Annotated in this window: 20 protein-coding genes; 9 read left to right on the top strand and 11 right to left on the bottom strand. The window is 31.7% G+C overall.

Features of this window, described 5'->3' with window-relative positions; translation table 11 throughout:
- Nucleotides 1-26 precede the first annotated feature (26 nt).
- Nucleotides 27-482 (top strand): 6-carboxytetrahydropterin synthase, encoded by a 456-nt coding sequence (locus tag Q0772_RS04935; RefSeq protein WP_298340975.1) that lies wholly within the window; start codon nt 27-29, stop codon nt 480-482.
- A gap of 313 nt (nt 483-795) precedes the next feature.
- On the opposite strand, the gene Q0772_RS04930 is transcribed toward Q0772_RS04935, so the two are convergent.
- Nucleotides 796-1,497, bottom strand: a complete 702-nt coding sequence (locus Q0772_RS04930) for a hypothetical protein (protein WP_298340973.1) — start codon at nt 1,495-1,497, stop codon at nt 796-798.
- A 133-nt stretch (nt 1,498-1,630) separates the two neighbouring features.
- Between Q0772_RS04930 and Q0772_RS04925 the strand changes: the two genes are divergently transcribed.
- Complete coding sequence (locus Q0772_RS04925) at nt 1,631-2,383, top strand: UDP-2,3-diacylglucosamine diphosphatase (protein ID WP_298340971.1); 753 nt, start codon at nt 1,631-1,633, stop codon at nt 2,381-2,383.
- On the opposite strand, the gene Q0772_RS04920 is transcribed toward Q0772_RS04925, so the two are convergent.
- Genes Q0772_RS04920 through Q0772_RS04910 form a run of 3 tightly spaced genes read right to left on the bottom strand, consistent with a single transcriptional unit; the run spans nt 2,380 to nt 5,828 of the window.
- Nucleotides 2,380-3,648: an MFS transporter gene (locus tag Q0772_RS04920; protein WP_298340969.1), complete on the bottom strand. Its 1,269-nt coding sequence runs from the start codon at nt 3,646-3,648 to the stop codon at nt 2,380-2,382. The two genes, Q0772_RS04925 and Q0772_RS04920, sit on opposite strands and share 4 nt — an antisense overlap.
- 10 nt (nt 3,649-3,658) lie before the next feature.
- A complete protein-coding gene (gene recJ, locus Q0772_RS04915) occupies nt 3,659-5,359 on the bottom strand; it encodes a single-stranded-DNA-specific exonuclease RecJ (RefSeq protein ID WP_298340967.1) in 1,701 nt (566 codons plus the stop codon).
- A 46-nt stretch (nt 5,360-5,405) separates the two neighbouring features.
- Nucleotides 5,406-5,828 (bottom strand): OsmC family protein, encoded by a 423-nt coding sequence (locus tag Q0772_RS04910; RefSeq protein WP_298340965.1) that lies wholly within the window; start codon nt 5,826-5,828, stop codon nt 5,406-5,408.
- A 58-nt stretch (nt 5,829-5,886) separates the two neighbouring features.
- Between Q0772_RS04910 and Q0772_RS04905 the strand changes: the two genes are divergently transcribed.
- The 3 genes from Q0772_RS04905 (at nt 5,887) to Q0772_RS04895 (ending at nt 8,540) form a co-directional block, all read left to right on the top strand.
- Nucleotides 5,887-6,477 carry a carboxymuconolactone decarboxylase family protein gene (locus tag Q0772_RS04905; protein WP_298340963.1) on the top strand — a complete coding sequence of 197 codons (591 nt, stop codon included), beginning with the start codon at nt 5,887-5,889 and terminating at the stop codon, nt 6,475-6,477.
- Complete coding sequence (locus tag Q0772_RS04900) at nt 6,477-7,064, top strand: Crp/Fnr family transcriptional regulator (protein ID WP_298340961.1); 588 nt, start codon at nt 6,477-6,479, stop codon at nt 7,062-7,064. Before Q0772_RS04905 ends, Q0772_RS04900 begins: the two co-directional genes overlap by 1 nt.
- Nucleotides 7,065-7,154: 90 nt before the next feature.
- Nucleotides 7,155-8,540, top strand: a complete 1,386-nt coding sequence (locus Q0772_RS04895) for a DUF2141 domain-containing protein (protein WP_298340959.1) — start codon at nt 7,155-7,157, stop codon at nt 8,538-8,540.
- Nucleotides 8,541-8,575: 35 nt separating this feature from the next.
- On the opposite strand, the gene Q0772_RS04890 is transcribed toward Q0772_RS04895, so the two are convergent.
- The gene (locus tag Q0772_RS04890) at nt 8,576-9,070 is read right to left on the bottom strand and encodes a hypothetical protein (protein WP_298340957.1); all 495 of its coding nucleotides are present in this window, start codon (nt 9,068-9,070) and stop codon (nt 8,576-8,578) included.
- Nucleotides 9,067-9,960 carry a hypothetical protein gene (locus Q0772_RS04885; protein ID WP_298340955.1) on the bottom strand — a complete coding sequence of 298 codons (894 nt, stop codon included), beginning with the start codon at nt 9,958-9,960 and terminating at the stop codon, nt 9,067-9,069. Before Q0772_RS04885 ends, Q0772_RS04890 begins: the two co-directional genes overlap by 4 nt.
- Before the next feature lie 133 nt (nt 9,961-10,093).
- Between Q0772_RS04885 and Q0772_RS04880 the strand changes: the two genes are divergently transcribed.
- Nucleotides 10,094-10,945 (top strand): DUF4349 domain-containing protein, encoded by an 852-nt coding sequence (locus tag Q0772_RS04880; protein WP_298340953.1) that lies wholly within the window; start codon nt 10,094-10,096, stop codon nt 10,943-10,945.
- Between the two features lie 52 nt (nt 10,946-10,997).
- Here Q0772_RS04880 and Q0772_RS04875 read toward each other — a convergent pair whose 3' ends face one another.
- From Q0772_RS04875 to Q0772_RS04860, 4 genes are read right to left on the bottom strand one after another with little or no spacing between them, the layout of a single operon-like run.
- Nucleotides 10,998-11,567, bottom strand: a complete 570-nt coding sequence (locus tag Q0772_RS04875; protein ID WP_298340951.1) for a uracil-DNA glycosylase family protein — start codon at nt 11,565-11,567, stop codon at nt 10,998-11,000.
- 24 nt (nt 11,568-11,591) lie between these two features.
- Nucleotides 11,592-11,936, bottom strand: coding sequence for a HopJ type III effector protein (locus Q0772_RS04870; RefSeq protein WP_298340949.1), 345 nt, complete (start codon nt 11,934-11,936; stop codon nt 11,592-11,594).
- Nucleotides 11,937-11,953: 17 nt separating this feature from the next.
- Entirely contained in the window at nt 11,954-12,628 is a 675-nt protein-coding gene (gene rsmI / locus Q0772_RS04865; protein ID WP_298340947.1) for a 16S rRNA (cytidine(1402)-2'-O)-methyltransferase, read from the bottom strand.
- 18 nt (nt 12,629-12,646) lie between these two features.
- Entirely contained in the window at nt 12,647-13,267 is a 621-nt protein-coding gene (locus tag Q0772_RS04860; RefSeq protein ID WP_298340945.1) for a TetR/AcrR family transcriptional regulator, read from the bottom strand.
- Nucleotides 13,268-13,323: 56 nt separating this feature from the next.
- On the opposite strand from Q0772_RS04860, the gene Q0772_RS04855 reads away from it, so the two are divergent.
- Nucleotides 13,324-13,809, top strand: coding sequence for a DUF2867 domain-containing protein (locus tag Q0772_RS04855; RefSeq protein WP_298340943.1), 486 nt, complete (start codon nt 13,324-13,326; stop codon nt 13,807-13,809).
- Here Q0772_RS04855 and Q0772_RS04850 read toward each other — a convergent pair.
- The gene (locus tag Q0772_RS04850) at nt 13,806-14,549 is read right to left on the bottom strand and encodes a hypothetical protein (RefSeq protein WP_298340941.1); all 744 of its coding nucleotides are present in this window, start codon (nt 14,547-14,549) and stop codon (nt 13,806-13,808) included. The genes Q0772_RS04855 and Q0772_RS04850 overlap by 4 nt on opposite strands.
- 107 nt (nt 14,550-14,656) lie before the next feature.
- Here Q0772_RS04850 and Q0772_RS04845 point away from each other — a divergent pair, with 107 nt between their 5' ends.
- Together Q0772_RS04845 and alr are read left to right on the top strand one after the other, a co-directional pair.
- On the top strand, nt 14,657-15,304 hold the full coding sequence (locus Q0772_RS04845) for a thymidine kinase (protein WP_298340939.1): 648 nt from the start codon (nt 14,657-14,659) through the stop codon (nt 15,302-15,304).
- Nucleotides 15,297-16,412 (top strand): alanine racemase, encoded by a 1,116-nt coding sequence (alr, locus tag Q0772_RS04840; RefSeq protein ID WP_298342412.1) that lies wholly within the window; start codon nt 15,297-15,299, stop codon nt 16,410-16,412. The genes Q0772_RS04845 and alr overlap by 8 nt, the downstream gene beginning before the upstream one ends.
- The last annotated feature ends 52 nt before the right edge of the window (nt 16,413-16,464 follow it).

The raw sequence follows: 16,464 nt of genomic DNA, 5'->3' as shown, positions 1-16,464 counted from the left end.
TTCGTCAATAAAAGAAAAAGAAGATAATGGGAAACAACATTCGCATCACAAAACAATTCTCTTTTGAAACCGGACACGCCCTTTACGGCTACGACGGAAAATGTAAAAATGTACACGGGCATAGCTACAAACTCTCGGTAACCGTTATTGGTAAACCCATAACGGATAATACCAACGTAAAATTTGGAATGGTAATAGATTTTGGCGATTTAAAAAAAATTGTGAAAGAAGAAATTGTAAACGTATTCGACCACGCCACCGTATTCAATAAAAACACACCTCATGTAGAGTTAGCTAAAGAGTTGCAAGATCGTGGGCACAATGTTTTATTGGTTGATTATCAACCAACCAGCGAAATGATGGTTATAGACTTTGCAGAGAAAATAGACAAAAGACTTCCAAAACACATCAAATTACATTCCTTAAAACTTCAAGAAACAGACACCTCTTTTGCAGAGTGGTTTGCTTACGAAAACAATTAGGGCGTTTCCACAAGGGTCGGGCTTTCGGCTATATCTTTTTTGCTTTTAATGGCAAAAAAGGATGCCGCTTCAATCCCTAACGCGGGTTAATTTGCTATCATATTTTTTAAACCAAAGTTTTTGCTTTTTTAGAGAGGTTCGTTTAACGACATGATATGAAATCGTTTTAATGTTTTATATCGGTCTCGGCTATGAGTAGTTGCGTGGGTTAGCACTTAACTTTGCAAGTACACACCAAACTGAAAATCCGCGAGGATTTTCAGAAGTAGGCGAGAACAAGCAATTACTTATAGCCATTGTTGGCATTAGTTTTTTAATTCAGTTTCATTGGTTTCACACTCATAACTTTCATCCATTCATTTACTTCCAATGGTTTCCATTGTTCATTTGTGTAAACACTATAAATGTAATCGTATAATTCTTTAGTTAAGAATATTAGTCGTCCGTCATTTCCACCAGAAGCTAAATACACTTTTTCTTTAATTCCCTGATTTTCGGCTTCTTGATTTATGATTTGAGCAAATCTCATTACTGCTTCGCCCCAGCCATAATCTTTAAAGTTCTTAAAAATCACGTATTCAGTTCTGTTTATTGTTATTCTATGATTTAACCATTTGTTTTTATCATCCCATTCCTCAAAATGGTCAGTAACATTTATTTTCAGTCCAATTTTGTCAAAAGTTGGTTTGACTTGTTCTAAAAGTTCTGTAAATCCACCTTCTTCATAAACTGTTTCTCCGTCACACCAATAATATCTGTAGTCAAGAGGAACTCCTGTGTTGTCATCCCAAATCGATACTAATTCATTTGTCGGGTCGTAATTTTCGATAAGGTCATTTTTCAAGCTGTCAATATTTTTCTTGTCAGCGTATTTATAGTATCCTAATTTTTCTAATTCAGCAACAAATTCGGTAGCCGAAATTTTTGGTTTTGAATTGTCTTCACCCTTTTTCTTAAAAGCTCCAAAGACTATTAATCCGATTATTATTCCAAATATTATTCCCAATTTTTTCATTCGGTTTTAAATTAATGCCAACAAATGTTAAACGAAGTTCGTCAATTTTTCTGACAAAGTCAAATCATATAAAACAGTTTATAAATATTAAAAGCAACGATTCCTGCATGCGAAGGAATTAGTATATTTACGCATGCAAATTCCAAAAGGAAAAAAAATATATTTCGCTTCAGATAATCACTTAGGTGCACCAACCAAAAAAGCATCTTATCCTCGCGAAAAAAAATTTGTCGCTTGGCTAGATGAAATAAAACACGACGCTGCTGTCATTTTCCTTTTGGGCGATTTATTCGATTTTTGGTTTGAGTATAAAACTGTGGTTCCTCGCGGATTTACAAGAACACTTGGCAAACTAGCCGAAATTTCAGATTCCGGAATACCTATTCACTATTTTGTAGGTAATCATGATTTATGGATGAATGGTTATTTTGAAGAAGAATTAGGAATTCCCGTTTACCACAAACCCAAAGAATTTACCTTTAATGATAAAACATTTTTTATTGGTCATGGTGATGGTTTAGGCCCCGGAGATAAAGGCTATAAGCGTTTAAAAAAAGTATTTACAAATCGGTTTTTTAAATGGGTTTTTCAATGGGGGCATCCAGATATTGGAATGAAGATTGCGCAATATTTTTCAGTAAAAAATAAACTTATTTCTGGTGATGATGATGCCAAATTCTTGGGTGAAGAAAACGAATGGCTTGTGCAGTATTGTAAACGCAAACTAGAAGACAAACATCGCGATTTCTTTATCTTTGGTCACAGACATTTACCGTTAGACATAACACTGAATGAAAACTCAAAATACCTTAACTTAGGCGACTGGATTCAGTATTACACTTATGGTGTTTTTGATGGGGAAACTTTAGAATTGAAAGAGTATTAATCCTCTATCTCATTAGCATACATATCTTCAGTTAAATCCAAATCTCGAAGTACAGGGTTTTTCGCACCAATAGTAAAAACAGTAATTAACGTCATGGTGCCACCAAAAACAACTGCGGCAACAGGACCAACTAATTTGGCTGCTAAACCACTTTCAAAGGCACCCAACTCATTGGATGATCCAACAAACATGGAGTTAACGGAAGATACACGTCCACGCATATCATCAGGTGTTTTTAATTGTAAAATAGTCTGACGAATAATCATAGAAATACCATCGGCAGCACCACTAATAAATAACATCAATACACTTAACCAAAAGATATTAGATAAGCCAAAACCTATTATACTTACGCCAAATATAAATACAGAGATGAGCAATTTTTTACCTGTATTTTTACTAATAGGAATGTACGTAGTTGCAAACATGGTGATTATACTTCCTAACGAAATAGATGCATTAAGTATACCAAAACCTTCGCTTCCTACTTCTAAAACATCTTGGGCAAAAACAGAGAGAATAGCTACAGTGCCTCCAAATAAAACGGCAATCATATCCAAGGTCAAAGCTCCTAAAATGGCTTTATTTTGAAATACAAACCGAATGCCTCCTTTTAAACTCTCTTTAACAGGTTCACCAATTTTTTTATTCAATATAGGTTTCTTGCTTATTAAAAAAACCAGAAAAAATGAAATTACCACCAAAACAAAAACAACGCATAAAGTTTTATCTACACCAATCCAACTTATAAAAAATCCACCAAATAGTGCGCCTAAAACTGCTGCCGTTTTCCAAGTACTGGTACTCCATGTTGCTGCATTTGGATATATTTTTTTGGGCACAATTAAAGCCACTAAAGAAAAAATAATAGGCCCGAAAAAGGAACGCAAAAACCCTCCAAAAAATACCAAGGCATAAATAGCATATAAAATAGAATGTGTTGACCAATTTGCTATAACATCCTCTGTGGTTAATAAAAACAACCCTAAACTTATAAGAGAAAAAGCAGCAATACACAACGCAAACAGGTTTCTCTTTTCCTTTTGATCTACAATATGACCTGCAAATAATGCCATGGTAAATGCTGGAATAATTTCCATGAGACCAATTATTCCGAGCGATAAAGGGTCTTTAGTAATACTATAAACTTGCCACTCTATAACAATAAATTGCATAGACCACCCAAACACTAAGAATAAACGCAATAATAAAAAAATATTGAATTCCTTAATTCGTAGTGCAGCGTATGGATCGGTTTTAGACATCTATTTATAATTACTCTTGCTTTTTTATATCTCTCAATTTGAGCTGTAAATTTATATTTCCTCGCCATTCGTTTTCATCAATAGAATAAACCGCCATAAAAGGTTTCTCGTTAGAAATAATATCAAATTTATCACCCATACCAAACCCAATACCAACCATTCTACTGGTCGATTCTGCTTGTGTAGCAGTCAATCTTAAATGGGTTTTATCTGCCCCAACACATTTCCCATAACCTGTATCAATTAAATCTTCTGTCATAAAAACAGGGGTCATATTACTTGGCCCGTATGGTGCGAATTGTTTTAGGATACGATAAAACTTAGGCGTGATATCCTTTAAATCTATCTGAGCATCAATCTTAATTTCTGGAGTTAACAAATTTCTATCTATGGTTTTAGAAACCACATCTTCAAAAGCTTGTTTAAAGGCCTCATAGTTATCTTCTTCAAGTGTTAATCCAGCAGCATATTTGTGTCCCCCAAACTGTTCAATATGTTCTTTACACGCTTCCAAGGCATTATAAACATCAAAACCTCTAACTGAACGTGCCGAAGCTGCTAACTTATTACCGCTTTTTGTAAATACTAAAGTAGGCCTGTAGTAGGTTTCCGTTAATCTAGAAGCCACAATACCAATAACACCTTTATGCCAATTTTCATGGTAAACAACAGTAGTAAGGCGGTCCTGTTCTTTTTGTTCTGCAATTTGTTCCAGAGCTTCTTGTGTAATTTGTTTATCTGTTTCACGTCTATCAAGATTATACTCATTAATTTCTGCAGCATATTTTTCAGCCATATCTGGCTCTTCTTCAGTCAATAAGGTTACTGCATAGTTACCGTGTTTCATACGTCCTGCGGCATTTATTCTTGGAGCCACAATAAAAACAACATCGGTAATCGTTAATTTATCTTTTTCAACTTGGTTTAAAATAGCTTTTATTCCAGATCTGGGATTGGTATTGATTACCATCAATCCAAAATAAGCTAATATTCTATTTTCGCCATTTATAGGCACAATATCTGCACCAATAGCTGTAGCTACCAAATCTAAGTATTCTGTTAAATCTTCAGCGGTTTTACCATCTTTTGAGGCTAGGGCTTGAACCAATTTAAAACCAACACCGCAGCCACATAATTCTTTATACGGATATTCACAATCTTCGCGTTTAGGGTCAAGAACTGCTGCTGCATCTGGTATTGTATCTGCTGGTCTATGGTGGTCGCAAATAATAAAATCGATTCCCAATTTTTTAGCATGCTCAATCTTTTCAACAGATTTAATTCCGCAGTCTAAAGCAATAACTAGAGAAAAACCATTTTCAAGAGCAAAATTGATGCCTTTATAAGAAATTCCATATCCTTCATCGTATCGGTTTGGAATGTAAGTATAGACCAAACCATGTTTGGTTTTTAAATAAGAAGACATTAATGCTACAGAAGTTGTTCCATCAACATCATAATCACCATAAACTAAAATATTTTCCTTATCTGCTATAGCTTTTTCAATTCTAGCCACAGCTTTATCCATATCTTTCATTAAGAAAGGATCATGCAAATCAGTTAAACGTGGCCTGAAAAATGCTCTGGCATCATCATAGGTATCTATACCTCGCTGTACAAGTAAACTTGCAATAGTAGTATCGACTTGAAGTGCTTTTTGTAGTGCCTCAACTTTATCAATTTCTGGTTTAGGTTTTAATGTCCAACGCATCGAGAGATAGATTAATATAATAACAATTTAACGAAAGTATCTCCCTTTATTGTTTATGAAAATACGTTTGAATATCTAATTCTGAAAACTGACGAAACATTTCCATAACACCACAATATTTTTCAATAGATAAATCTACTGCGCGTTGTAACTTCTTTTCATTTAAATGGCTCCCATAAAAATGAAAATGCATCGCTACTTTATCATAATATTTTGGGTGTTCTTCAGTTAGGTTAGCCTCAACTTCTATATTAAAATCGTCAACATCTAGCTTCATTTTTTTAATTAAAGCAGCTACATCTAATCCTGAACATCCAGCTAAACCAGATAACATTAAGGCCTTAGGACGATAGCCTTCACTTTTACCACCGTTTTCCTCACCTGCATCAATAAATAAGTTGTGTCCTGACGGATTTGTACTTTCAAACCTCATGTTTCCTAACCATTTTGTAGTCACTTTATTTGTCATTTTCCGAATTATTTTTTGTTAACTTGTAACTTCAAAAATACTATTTAAAAAACAAAATATGCCTTTAGTAACACCATTATCTGCTGACCACGATTTAGAAACCAAAAAGCTTGCTGAGTTTTTTAATGAAACTTTAGGGTTTTGTCCTAATTCAGTGCTTACAATGCAACGCAGACCTGCTATTAGTAAAGCCTTTATAAACTTAAATAAAGCAGTAATGGCAAATGAGGGCCGTGTAACCTCGGCTTTAAAACGCATGATTGCTTGGGTGTCTAGTAACTCAACAGGCTGCAGATATTGTCAAGCCCATGCTATTCGTGCTGCTGAACGTTATGGTGCAGAACAAGAGCAATTAGATAATATTTGGGAATACAGAACACATCCAGCCTTTAGCGAAGCCGAACGTGTTGCTTTAGATTTTTCTTTGCAAGCCTCTCAAGTACCAAACGGTGTTGACGAGGAAATAAAAAAACGTTTATATGAGCATTGGGATGAAGGTGAAATTGTTGAAATGCTAGGAGTAATTTCTTTATTTGGTTATCTCAATAGATGGAATGATAGTATGGGGACCTCTATTGAAGGTGGTGCTGTTGAAAGTGGCAACCAGTATTTAGGCAAGCATGGTTGGGAAAAAGGAAAGCATGTTTAATGAAAGGAATAGATTTCTCAAAAATAACAACCTTCTTTTCTAAAATTGTAGATCTTAACGATGAAGAAAAAAAGCATCTAGTTAATAAACTTGAGGTTTTCCATTTCAAAAAAAAGGATGTAATTGTAAAAGAAGGCGCTACAAGTAAGTATGTGTATTTTGTTAATAATGGCACACTTCGATCATATTATTTAAAAGATGGCGAAGAATTTACAACGCAATTTTATTTTGAAAACTCTTATTGCGCATCATATAGTAGTTTTTTAACTCAAAGTAAAGGACGCATAAATATAGAATGTTTATCTGATGTAGAGCTATTAGCATTATCTTTTGAAAACGTTCAAAATATGTATGAAAATAGTAAAGCCTTTAATACTTTTGGAAGGCGTATTAGTGAGTTTCTGTATATAGATTTCTTTGAAAGATCTTCCTCTTTTTTATTAGATGATGCTAAAACTAGGTATTTAAATCTTGTAACAGGTAGACCAGAAGTTTTAAAATCTATCCCTAATTATATGATTGCATCTTATATTGGTATTACTCCTGAATCGTTAAGTCGACTGAAAAAACAACTTTTAAAGGAATAAAACCTACTAAATCTGGTTTTCTTACCATAGGTCAATTTTTTTTATTGTCTTTTCGTATAGTTTTGGAGTATAATTTTAATATCTGGAAAAATGAGAGCATTCTTTTTAACTATTATCATTCTTTTTACTTCAATAAAAGCCTCAGCATGTTCTGCATTTGTGTGTCGTGCTAAAAACGGGGTATATTTTGCTAAAAATTTCGACTGGCAATACAGCCATGGTTATATCATAAAAAACAGTAAAGGTGTTTTTAAAAACGGGTATAATTTTAAAGGAGAACATACTGCATCATGGACATCAAAATATGGCTCAGTTACTTTTAATCAAATAGGAAAAGAGTTTCCTTTTGGAGGTATGAATGAGGAAGGTTTAGTTGTTGAACAACTTTGGAATCAAGATGATTGCGAATATGAAGTTTTCAAAAATTCAAAAACGATTTCTGAATTAGAATGGATTCAATTTCAATTGGACAATTATAAAACTGTAGACGAAGTTATTCACTCTTTAAAACAAATCACGATTATTCCCGTAATGGCAAAAGTGCATTATTTTATAGCAGATACTTCAGGTAAATCAGTAATTATCGAGTTTATAAATGGTAAAACTCAACTTATTGAGTCATCTGATAATCATCAATTAATCACGAATAGCAACTATAAAAATTCTCAAAACTATTGGGCAACTCATAAAGACACTGTAAATAAAACCTCAGGGAGTTCTTTAGATAGGTATTGCCATTTATCTCATAGTATTTCAAAATTAAATTTAGATGATACTATAGATTCTGAAGCCCTGTTTAAAACCTTATTACCAACTAGAACAACACAAACACAATGGAGTATAGTTTATGATATTACGAATAAAGAAATTCAATTTTTAAGTCGAAATAATCCAACTATAAAAACCATTAAACTTGATAATTTCAACTTTGAAGATAATACAACTATAGCTGCTAAAATTAATTCTGAAACTTTAAATTTTGATGATTATAATTTTGATGACAATAAAATATTGGTAGATACATTCCAAAAAAACTTTGGGATTCCTTATATAGATTACTCGATGATGAATACACATCAAATGAATCCGAAGAAACAGTTATCAGATTCACTTTTTAAGAATACTGTTAATATTAAAGTAATTTTTAATGTTAAAAAAAATAGTGGTAAAATAGCATTGATGCTTGTAAATAGCGAAGAAAATTATATAAAAAGACAACCTATTAAAGCTGCTAAAAGTAACGTTGTTGATGGCAGAGTCTCTGTTATGTTTTACTCTATCTCTAAAGGAAATTATGCAGTAATGGCCTACCACGATGTGAATAATAATGGAAAACTAGACACTAATTTTTTAGGTATCCCAAGTGAGCCATTTGCATTTTCAAATAACGCTAAGGGTTTTATGGGTGCTCCAAAATTTGAAAAAGCGAAGTTTATTGTTGATTCTGATACTGTTATTGATTTGGATATAAAGTAGATTCCACTAATACACGAATGATTTTGTTTCGAAAACTATAAAGCCTTGAACTTAATTTTCTTAGATTTTATCTTTTTGCCTTCAAAAGAAATTTCATTACTAGTTATTATAGCGCAAATAGAATCTTTTTGCATTGAATTATTTGAAAGAATATCGTATGACAATTTCATTTTTTGTACAGAATCTGAAACTTGAATAATTTCTTCCTTTAATTTTATGTTTTTAATTGAAATATCTGTAGAATTTGAGAGGCTTATATTATCATCAGTATAAGCTTTTAATTGAGAGGTTATAGTTTTCGCAAACTCAGGATGCTTTTCTTTTAAGCTTATTAAATCATACATTTCTTGTAGCTTTTGTGTGCTTAAATCTTCATAAATAAAAGTATTGGGTTTTATTTTATTATTCTCAATATCTTCAGTTTCATAATTAGCATTCACCTCTATTGTCTCTAGATTCATGATTTTTTCATCACGACTATTGCACGAAATAACTATCAGAACAAAAAAGATATATATTAATTTTTTCATTTTACTATAAATTTTAAAGTTACAATCTTCCCGTTGCTAATTGTTTTGTCTAGGATTTCAATTCGTTTTAAACTTTTAGTCGGAATAGTAAGCATTCTAATAAACTCATCTTTAGAGTACAACTCAATATCAATATTGTTTCTAAAAAGTCGGTATATCTTAACATCTTTATCAATAAGTGAGTTTAATTTTTCAATATGCTTTTTCCAATCAGAAATATTCCCATTTGCATAATAATTCAACATTAAAGCATAGTCATCTGATTTAACTTTAACTATTTGACTATTATTAGAATTAATATTTCTAACAATAGTATCTGTTTTATGATAAGGTGATTTCACTACAAACTTTATAACATCATTCCTTGTTTTAAAGGAAAAACACCCAAGACTATCTGTTTTGTAATGCATAGGAGATTCGTTGTGTTGTAATACCATAATATCTAGCGGTATAGATGTAATATTTTCGTTTTTTATTTCATCAACAAAACAAAACTCAAAAGTGTTTTTTACTGAGAAAGTGTAAATAATTATCAATAATGGCAATAATGTTAGAAGCCAAAATTTTGAAACGCTTCTCTTTTTTTTATTACTTCTTTTTTTTAATCCATTATTAGATTTAAAAGTATTCCAATTAGTAGAGCCAACATAATTACTTAATAAATTTAAAACATCAATTCTTGGTAATTTATCAGGAGTGTTTTTTATATATGTATAGAACCATTTCTCACTTACCTTACCTTTTACTTTATTAAATAAGTCCTCTTGAAAAGCTACAATTTCTTCTCCTTTCCAATCTTTAATTGGAGAAGATATACTATTGTTTTGTGAAAAAACAGACTCAACTGATTGTTTCAATAAATTAAAAAGATGTTTTTCTTCTGAATTCAAATCAATTTAACGCATTTATTTTTAGACACTTAATAATTGTATAACAATTTACAAGTGTTTTGCAAGAGCTTTTCAAAAGATACAGGTTTTCTCCTAATAAGTTTGCTTCTATAATTCTTAAAAATATAAAATTATGAAAGTAATAACATTAAAAAGTAGATTTAAAATTTTAGCATTTATTCTGTGTTCATTTTGCTTTGCCTGCAATAATACTTCTTATAAAGAAGATGTTATGACAAATGCTGTTGAAATTTCTGAAGATTTTGAAATTGCTGAATCAGACAAAATAATTAGTAAATATAAAACTGATCAAAGCAATATTCCCTTGGGTTTAAAAATTATTAAATCTGCTAATGCTCGATACAAGGTGAAAAATGTAAAAGAGGCTACTTATAAAATTAAAGCTATTGCTCAAAAACATGGCGCGTACATCTCTGATCTAAGATTTCAAAACGACCTTTACAAAAAAGAAAATAGATTTACCATAAAAGTACCGCAAAAGTATTTTGATATTGTTATGGATTCAGTTAATACTGTTGTCGATTTTGTCGAATATGAAAATATCACAACGAAAGATGTTACTGAGGAATATATAGACTTAGAAACAAGATTAAAAACAAAGCTTGAGGTAAAAGAACGTTATGAAAGTATACTTCGAAAAAATGCTAAAACGGTAGAAGACATCTTAAAAACTGAAGATAAATTACGTATTATTCAAGAAGAAATAGAATCTGCCCAAGGAAGGCTGAAGTATTTAACAAACAAAGTATCATTTAGCACAATTCAAATAGACTTATATGAATCAGTAGACTATATTGAAGAACCTAAAAGCTATACTAAAACTTTTTTAGACAAATCAAAAGAAGGTATTTCTAATGGTTGGTTTTTTATTGAATCTTTTATTATTGTACTAATAAATATATGGCCTTTATTAATTATTGGTTTAGCTTCATTTTTCTTAGTTAGAAAAAGATTAAAAAAATAAAGCCTACTTATTATCCAGTTTCATAAAACCTTACTTGAAAACAGTAAGGTTTTTATATAAATTCCTCAACCCTTTTTCTCAAAATAGGCAACACTTCAACCTCAAACCAAGGATTCTTGGTTAACCAAAATCTATTTCTAGGCGATGGATGTGGTAAAGGCAAATATTTAGGCAAATATTCTTGAAAATTATCAACTGTCTCTGTTAAGGTTTTTTTTGCGGCCTTTCCTAAGTAATATTTTTGGGCATACATCCCTATTAAAATAACCAACTCTACATTTTTAAGTTCATCAAACAACGGTTTATGCCATTGTGGAGCACATTCTGGTCGTGGTGGTAAATCGCCTGTTTTTCCTTTTCCTGGGTAACAAAAACCCATAGGGATTATGGCAAACTTTGTTTCATCATAAAAATCTTCATCCGTAACATTTAACCATTTACGCAATTGTCTACCACTAGCATCATCCCAAGGCACACCAGAAGCATGCACTTTGGTTCCTGGTGCTTGCCCAATAATGACTATTTTAGATTCTGGATGCGCAGAAACTACAGGTCTTGGACCTAAAACCAAATGTTCTTTACAAATGGTACATTGTTTAATCTCCTGTAAAAGTGCTTTCATATCTTTTAAAAAATAAAGGAATTCTTATTTTTTTATTAATGGATTCGTTTTAAAACTTAAACCCTCAAAACCAGTTTTTATAAAATTTCTAATATTTTGATGCCCTTCACCGTTTGGGTCTTCTAAAACATCTTTAAAATAGTATTGCCCAAAACAAGCCAATGTTTCGTCTTTTGATAGTCCTTGGGCTTTTGCAAAGGCAAATAATTTGCATGATCCTGAATTTTGTCCCTCGTCATTTTTTAAATTTCCATTTTGAAAAGCCGTTGGTATAAACTGATAGTTTTCGTCTATAATACTCATGGTTTCAGAAAAATCAATCTGTTTAGGGGTATGCTTTAATTTCGTTTTAAAAGATTCTATATTCATTTTTAATAATTAAAATTTCACTTTCCTTTTCCTCCTACCACAACAACAATTTCTCCTTTAGGCGGTTTATTAGTATAGTATTCTAAAACCTCTTTTGCTGTTCCGCGAATGGTTTCTTCAAACAATTTTGTTAATTCTCGAGATACTGAAACGGGTCTATCCGCTCCAAAATACTCGCAAAAATGCCCCAATGTTTTTACTAATTTATGAGGGCTTTCATAAAAAATCATGGTGCGAGTTTCTTCTGCTAAAAGTAATAATCTAGTTTGCCTTCCCTTTTTTACTGGTAAAAACCCTTCAAACACAAATTTATCGTTTGGCAATCCTGAATTTACTAGTGCTGGTACAAACGCAGTAGCTCCTGGTAAACATTCAATATCAATATCATGTTCAATACAGGCTCGAGATAACAAAAACCCAGGGTCTGAAATTGCCGGTGTTCCAGCATCGCTTATAAGTGCAACAGTAGTTCCTGCTTTTAATTTTTGAATGATGTTCTCTATTGTTTTATGCTCATTATGCATATGATGCGATTGCATATGTGTGGTAATCTCAAAGTACTTTAACAATTTTCCAGAAGTTCGAGTATCTTCAGCTAATATCAAATCAACATCCTTTAAAACTTCAATGGCTCTAAAAGTGATATCTTTTAAATTACCTATTGGAGTGGGTACTATAAAGAGTTTACTCATTTAAATGTTATATTAAAATTACGCTAAAGATAATGACTTAAATTGTTCTTGCCCTTTTAAAGTTAAGTAGGGAAAGATAGACTGATAAATAATTTCTGAATACTCATCTACTGATGCTTTAGTGATTTTGCCGCGTTCTACAACGACTGAAGACATCCAAAAGTCACTTAAAATCTGAAACCGTTTAAACAGATTATTGTATTCATTTAAAAATATGGGTTGTCTAAGTATGTCATAATCCATTAATATTTTAGTCATATTTAAAAACTCTGCTTCTCGTTGCTTTATCAACATTATATAATGCTGCTTAATTGTTTTATGCTCTCGCATAATTAAAACAAAATCTAGTAAGAAAAACTGATATTTATAAAATGTAAACATTATGGTTTTAGATACACCAAATAGAGCTTCTAAATGATTTTGAGATTGCATACTATTGGTAACTGCTTGGTTTATATTTTCAACAATTTGAAAATAGAGTGCCTCTACAATGTCCTCTCTTTTTTTAAAATGATAATTTAAATTGCCTTGGCTAATACCCATTTTATTAGCAATAGCTCTTAATGTAACCTTAGCCATCCCTTGTGTATTAAACAAATCTAAGGCTGTTTTAAGAATAATCTCTTTAGTATTCCCCATAAATCAAATATATTAAAATTAGTATATTTGACCTAATTTTAATTTAAACACTAATAATGGTTGTAAAAACAGAACAGTCCCCAAACACAAAGGGTATAAAAGAGGCACTTTCTAGAATAGATTTTACAGATACGTTTTCAACTACAAATCATAAAGATTCCTTAGAAACTATAACGCATTTAATTTTTGGAACGATGCCCAAATGGGTAATGTTTTTAATGCGTTTGCGTAATGCTTTAGTTAAAATATTTGGTTTAAAAACGGATATGGATAAAGATTTCAAGCCACAATATAAACCAGGTGAAAGTATTGGATTTATTAAGGTGTTTAGTGTTGAAGATAATGAGGTTTTAATTGGGGCAGATGATAAACATTTAGACTTTAGGGTGAGTGTTTTCAATTCAAAAGAATATCAACATAATATTAAGGTTACTACCTTAGTAAAATACAATAATCTATTTGGTAAGGTTTATATGGCTCTAATTAGACCATTTCACATCGTTATTGTAAAGCATATGGTAAAACAAGCTTATAAGGTTTAGTTAAACTTAGCCTCAATAATTTCTATGAAGCGTTCTTCAAATTCTTCTTTTCCTTCCCAATTATTGTAATCTGGTTTTACCATGTTTTCGATAAAACGCTTTGCATCGCTTAATGAAGCTGAAGTATTTAGTTGAGACATCACACGGTCATAATCTTCACTTTTACCATCAAATAAATGCTTAATAAAAGCTATTTTATCATTAAGTCCGATATTAAATCCACCTATTTTAAGCTTATCATTTAAAGATTTTTTACCATTAATTATTCCATTTTTTGGTGCAGAAACAGGCTCAAAAACTGGAGTGTCTTCAAACCCAGCGGTTATATCTTCTAAATTGTGCCGCTTTAAAGGTTCTTTAGGAATAGTTTCTTCAAAAACAGTTTTAATCTCGTCATTATCTTCAGGCATGTGCGCAACCATGTCTTTGATTTTGTTCATTACGGGCTCCATAATATCATCATCTTCAACATCATCTAGGTTAATATAAATTTTATCTTCCACCTCAATATTGTCACTAACCTTATTATTGAATGCACTATCTAGCATATCAAAAAATGAAGAATCGCTGCCTATTGTTGGTAAATCTCCCTCAAAATTATCATGTGCAAATTTTAATACTGAAAGCTTTTCATAAAGCGCAGAGACCTCGGCATGCATTTTAATAACATCTTCCTTCCCTTTTAATTTAAGAATTCTGTGCGCTATACTAATAAGTTCCGATTCGAGCCTCTTCTTCATTGTTTATAAATTTTTAATTATTGCACTTTAGGCTTTTGATTTTTAATAAATTTACGCCACCTTTATACAAACGAATAATTATTCCCATTTAGTGTTAAAATTACAAAATGTTTCTTGAAAATACCGTAAATCATAAAGAACAATTTGGATGGATTGAAGTTATCTGCGGCTCCATGTTTTCTGGAAAAACAGAGGAATTGATTCGTAGACTGAAGCGTGCTCAATTTGCAAGACAAAAAGTTGAGATATTTAAACCCGCCATTGATGTGCGTTATGATGAAGATATGGTAGTTTCTCATGATGAAAATCAAATACGCTCTACGCCTGTACCTGCAGCAGCAAATATTCCAATTTTGGCCGATGGTTGTGATGTTGTTGGTATTGATGAAGCTCAATTTTTTGATGATGAAATAGTGCGTGTTTGTAACGATTTAGCAAATAAAGGCGTGCGTGTTATTGTGGCTGGTCTAGATATGGATTTTAAAGGCAACCCGTTTGGGCCAATGCCAAATCTTATGGCTACTGCAGAGTATGTTACCAAAGTTCATGCTGTTTGTACAAGAACAGGGAATTTAGCGCAATATAGTTACAGAAAAAATCAAGATGATAATCTAGTTTTATTAGGTGAAGTTAACGAATATGAACCTTTAAGTAGAGCCGCTTATTATAAAGCGATGCTTAGGGATAAAGTCAGGAATATGAAAGTTAACGATGCCGAAGAAGTAGATACTAAACCCAAAGATGCCAATGCCTAAAGCACAAGAAACTGTGCTTGAAATTGACTTAAAAGCACTTAAATATAATTTTGAGTATCTACAATCAAAGCTACAACCTAAAACTAAATTTTTAGCAGTTGTTAAAGCTTTTGCATATGGCAGTGATGCTCAAAAAATTGCTAATTGTCTACAACGTTTAGATGTCGATTATTTTGCTGTTGCTTATGCAAATGAAGGTCTAGCATTACGGCAAGCTGGGATTACTAAACCTATTTTAGTACTTCATACACTGGCTATTAATTTTGATGTTATTATTGAAAATTGCTTAGAACCAAACCTTTACAATGCTAAAATTTTAAACGAATTTATTGAATTTGCATCTTCTAAAAAGCAAAATGAATACCCTATACACATAAAATTTAATACCGGTTTAAATCGTTTAGGGTTTTGGGAAAATGATGTAAAACATGTAGTTTCAAAAGTAAAAGCTACACGTGTAGTAAAAGTAAAATCTTTATTTTCTCATTTAGCAGCCAGTGAAGATTTAAATGAACGCGACTTTACATTAAATCAGATTAATAAATTTAAAACAATTGCTGAAAATTTTGAAGCTGAAATTGGATACATGCCTATTTTACATATGAGCAATACCTCCGGAGTTTTAAATTATCCTGAAGCTCATTTTGATATGGTACGTTCAGGAATTGGACTCTACGGTTTTGGAAATTCTAAAAAAGAAAGTGCTTATTTAAAACCCATAGCGACTTTAAAAACTGTTATATCTCAAATACATAAAATTGAAAAAGGCGAGTCCGTAGGTTATAATCGTGCCTATAAAAGCGATGGATTAATTACAAAAACAGCAACACTCCCTTTAGGTCATGCCGATGGGATTAGTAGAATTTATGGAAACGGAAATGGTTTTGTTACCATAAATGGGCAAAAAGCATCTATTATTGGGAATGTTTGTATGGATATGATTATGGTTAATATTACTGATATTGATTGTAAAGAAGGGGACGAAGTTATTGTTTTTGACGCTAATACAATTACTGCAGAAACTTTGGCTAATTCTGCAGATACTATTTCTTATGAGTTAATTACTTCAATCTCTCAGCGAGTTAAGCGTACTTTTATTAATTATTAATTATTACAAACATGTGACTTTTTTAATTATCTTGGTCACAATTAATATTTAT

The organism is uncultured Algibacter sp. (assembly GCF_947490405.1).
Classification (GTDB): Bacteria; Bacteroidota; Bacteroidia; order Flavobacteriales; family Flavobacteriaceae; genus Algibacter_B.
The sequence above is the reverse complement of the archived record's forward strand: the minus strand, read 5'-3'. Positions and strand labels throughout refer to the sequence as shown.

Coding starts and splice junctions, on each gene's coding strand:
- Q0772_RS04855 (WP_298340943.1), top strand. CDS start 13,324: ATGGTTGTAAAAACAGAACAGTCCCCAAACACAAAGGGTATAAAAGAG.
- recJ (WP_298340967.1), bottom strand. CDS start 5,359: ATGCGTTGGACATTAAAACCTAAACCAGAAATTGATAAAGTTGAGGCA.
- Q0772_RS04925 (WP_298340971.1), top strand. CDS start 1,631: ATGCAAATTCCAAAAGGAAAAAAAATATATTTCGCTTCAGATAATCAC.
- Q0772_RS04905 (WP_298340963.1), top strand. CDS start 5,887: ATGCCTTTAGTAACACCATTATCTGCTGACCACGATTTAGAAACCAAA.
- Q0772_RS04910 (WP_298340965.1), bottom strand. CDS start 5,828: ATGACAAATAAAGTGACTACAAAATGGTTAGGAAACATGAGGTTTGAA.
- Q0772_RS04900 (WP_298340961.1), top strand. CDS start 6,477: ATGAAAGGAATAGATTTCTCAAAAATAACAACCTTCTTTTCTAAAATT.
- rsmI (WP_298340947.1), bottom strand. CDS start 12,628: ATGAGTAAACTCTTTATAGTACCCACTCCAATAGGTAATTTAAAAGAT.
- Q0772_RS04890 (WP_298340957.1), bottom strand. CDS start 9,070: ATGAAAAAATTAATATATATCTTTTTTGTTCTGATAGTTATTTCGTGC.
- Q0772_RS04850 (WP_298340941.1), bottom strand. CDS start 14,549: ATGAAGAAGAGGCTCGAATCGGAACTTATTAGTATAGCGCACAGAATT.
- Q0772_RS04860 (WP_298340945.1), bottom strand. CDS start 13,267: ATGGGGAATACTAAAGAGATTATTCTTAAAACAGCCTTAGATTTGTTT.
- Q0772_RS04935 (WP_298340975.1), top strand. CDS start 27: ATGGGAAACAACATTCGCATCACAAAACAATTCTCTTTTGAAACCGGA.
- Q0772_RS04875 (WP_298340951.1), bottom strand. CDS start 11,567: ATGAAAGCACTTTTACAGGAGATTAAACAATGTACCATTTGTAAAGAA.
- Q0772_RS04920 (WP_298340969.1), bottom strand. CDS start 3,648: ATGTCTAAAACCGATCCATACGCTGCACTACGAATTAAGGAATTCAAT.
- alr (WP_298342412.1), top strand. CDS start 15,297: ATGCCTAAAGCACAAGAAACTGTGCTTGAAATTGACTTAAAAGCACTT.
- Q0772_RS04895 (WP_298340959.1), top strand. CDS start 7,155: ATGAGAGCATTCTTTTTAACTATTATCATTCTTTTTACTTCAATAAAA.
- Q0772_RS04845 (WP_298340939.1), top strand. CDS start 14,657: ATGTTTCTTGAAAATACCGTAAATCATAAAGAACAATTTGGATGGATT.
- Q0772_RS04870 (WP_298340949.1), bottom strand. CDS start 11,936: ATGAATATAGAATCTTTTAAAACGAAATTAAAGCATACCCCTAAACAG.
- Q0772_RS04930 (WP_298340973.1), bottom strand. CDS start 1,497: ATGAAAAAATTGGGAATAATATTTGGAATAATAATCGGATTAATAGTC.
- Q0772_RS04880 (WP_298340953.1), top strand. CDS start 10,094: ATGAAAGTAATAACATTAAAAAGTAGATTTAAAATTTTAGCATTTATT.